This is a genomic window from Acidocella sp. MX-AZ02 (assembly GCF_000306035.1).
Classification (GTDB): Bacteria; Pseudomonadota; Alphaproteobacteria; order Acetobacterales; family Acetobacteraceae; genus Acidocella; species Acidocella facilis.
This window is the reverse complement of record NZ_JH976224.1, coordinates 1-1,748: the sequence shown is the minus strand read 5'-3', so window position 1 is coordinate 1,748 and position 1,748 is coordinate 1. Positions and strand designations below refer to the sequence as shown.

The 1,748-nt window shown below is 62.6% G+C and carries 2 protein-coding genes; both read right to left on the bottom strand.

Features of this window, described 5'->3' with window-relative positions:
• On the bottom strand, nucleotides 1-678 hold a 678-nt coding region (locus tag MXAZACID_RS17195; RefSeq protein ID WP_144052891.1), incomplete at its 3' end, for a hypothetical protein.
• Nucleotides 675-1,613, bottom strand: coding sequence for a hypothetical protein (locus MXAZACID_RS17190; RefSeq protein WP_039885801.1), 939 nt, complete (start codon nucleotides 1,611-1,613; stop codon nucleotides 675-677). The genes MXAZACID_RS17190 and MXAZACID_RS17195, both read right to left, overlap by 4 nt.
• Nucleotides 1,614-1,748: the final 135 nt, after the last annotated feature.

The following is a 1,748-nucleotide window of genomic DNA, read 5'->3' as shown; positions in this document are numbered from 1 at the left end:
GGGTAGGGCGGTAGGGTTCGGATCTGTCCAGACCGGCATGAAACAATAATGCCGCCCGTCGGCATCCTGCTGAAGGCTCTTGCGGCAGGTCGCCATGGCGACGGCACCGTCATTATCCTGCATCAGCTGGCCCCAGGCGATGGCCTCGGCCGGCCCGGCCTTCATGGCAACCGAGATCAGATGTGAGGCGACCTCCCCCTGAAACCGCCCGGCATTCAGCCCGGCAGCGTAGGTGAAGAGGCAGGGGATGGCACCCAGCGCCAGCACCGCGACCGCCCAGATCCCGAGGGTTTTGTATTTCAAAGTCTTGCCGTGCTGATACACGGCATAGCGCACATTATCCGCGAGCTTGGGCGTCAGCTGCTCGACAATGCCGGCCTGTTTGGTTTGCAACACCGCCTCGGCTTGCTGGACGGCCAGCGCCGTCTTCTTGAGGGTGTCATGGTATTCGCGGTCCAGCCGGTCGCTGGCATCGTGGAAATAGCGCACGGCCTGGTTATGCAGGCGCCATTGCAAGCGCAGCGAGGAGGACAGGACCTTAATCAGCGGCAATAACGGGTCGTTTTTGAGCCCGGTGACCTGAATGAGCCGCTCCAGCTCCTCCTGCATCTGGGCGATCTCGCGGCCAAGGATTTCGCTGTAGCGCCGCAGGTCGAACTCTTCCCGGGGCTCGTTCATGGCAGCCATGAGCTGATCCCCGCAAAATTGCTGTCCATGGCCTCCAGCCATAGCCTGACCCGGGCCCGGTCGAACGGCCCGAGCGGCGTGTCGGCCCGGCCGGTCTTACCCGCGACGGCATCATGGAATTTCAGCCGGCGGATTTCCACCTGTTGGGCGGCGAAGAGTTTCGGCATGAATACCGGCACGGCCCCCTCACCAATCGCCTGACGGACGACGCTATGCCGCAAAATGCGCGCGAAGCCTGTATCGCGGGTCTCGCCGACATCCATCATGGCCTCGTTCAAAATGATGGACGAGGCAGTCGGCTTGAACCCCAGCCGCTGCAAGGTGGCCAAGGGTGATAAATCCTCTTCTTGCGGCCCCACCGTATGGAACAGCACCACCGCGAAGCTCTGGGCTTCGAACAAGGCGACCAGGTCGGGTAATTCGACAGCGAGGCGGCGCAGCGTGGTATCGCCGCCGCCCAGATCGACCAGCGCCGATATTTTCTGAGCCAGGCTATGCTGTAACAGGCGATCCAGCCATTTCAGGGACAGGCTGGGGTCGGCGGTCTCCGGGGGGCGGGCCACTTTGTCGATATAGCGGGAGAAGGTGTCGTTGGTCGTGTCCAGATCCGCCATTAGCAGAGGCGTGCCGTTCATCAGGGTTTTCTCGGCCAGCCAGCGTATGCCGGTGGTCTTGCCGGTTTTGCCTCGCCCCACCCAGAAAATGACTTTGTGCCGCCCGCTTAAATCGATGCCGGTCAAAGGCGTTGGGCTGGCAGCGGGTACCGCCGGGCTGGCAGCGGTGCCCAACTCCATCTCCGGTGGGGCGGCGTCTTCATCCGGCCTGAAGGTAAATTCCGGCGGTGTGGTACCTGAGGTGGGTGCACGTCCGCCCGTCGCATTGGGAAAGCGCAGCAATTCCGGCGTGTTGTCTTTGGGTTCAGGCATCGTTTGGCTCCATTCTGGGGAAAGGATGGCTGGGGCTTATGGCGGCGATTTTTTACCGAGCAGGCGCGCCATGACCTCGTCATAGGTTGAGAGGGGCGGCCGGATGAGGGGCTTTGCCGGTTCAGCCGGTGGCGG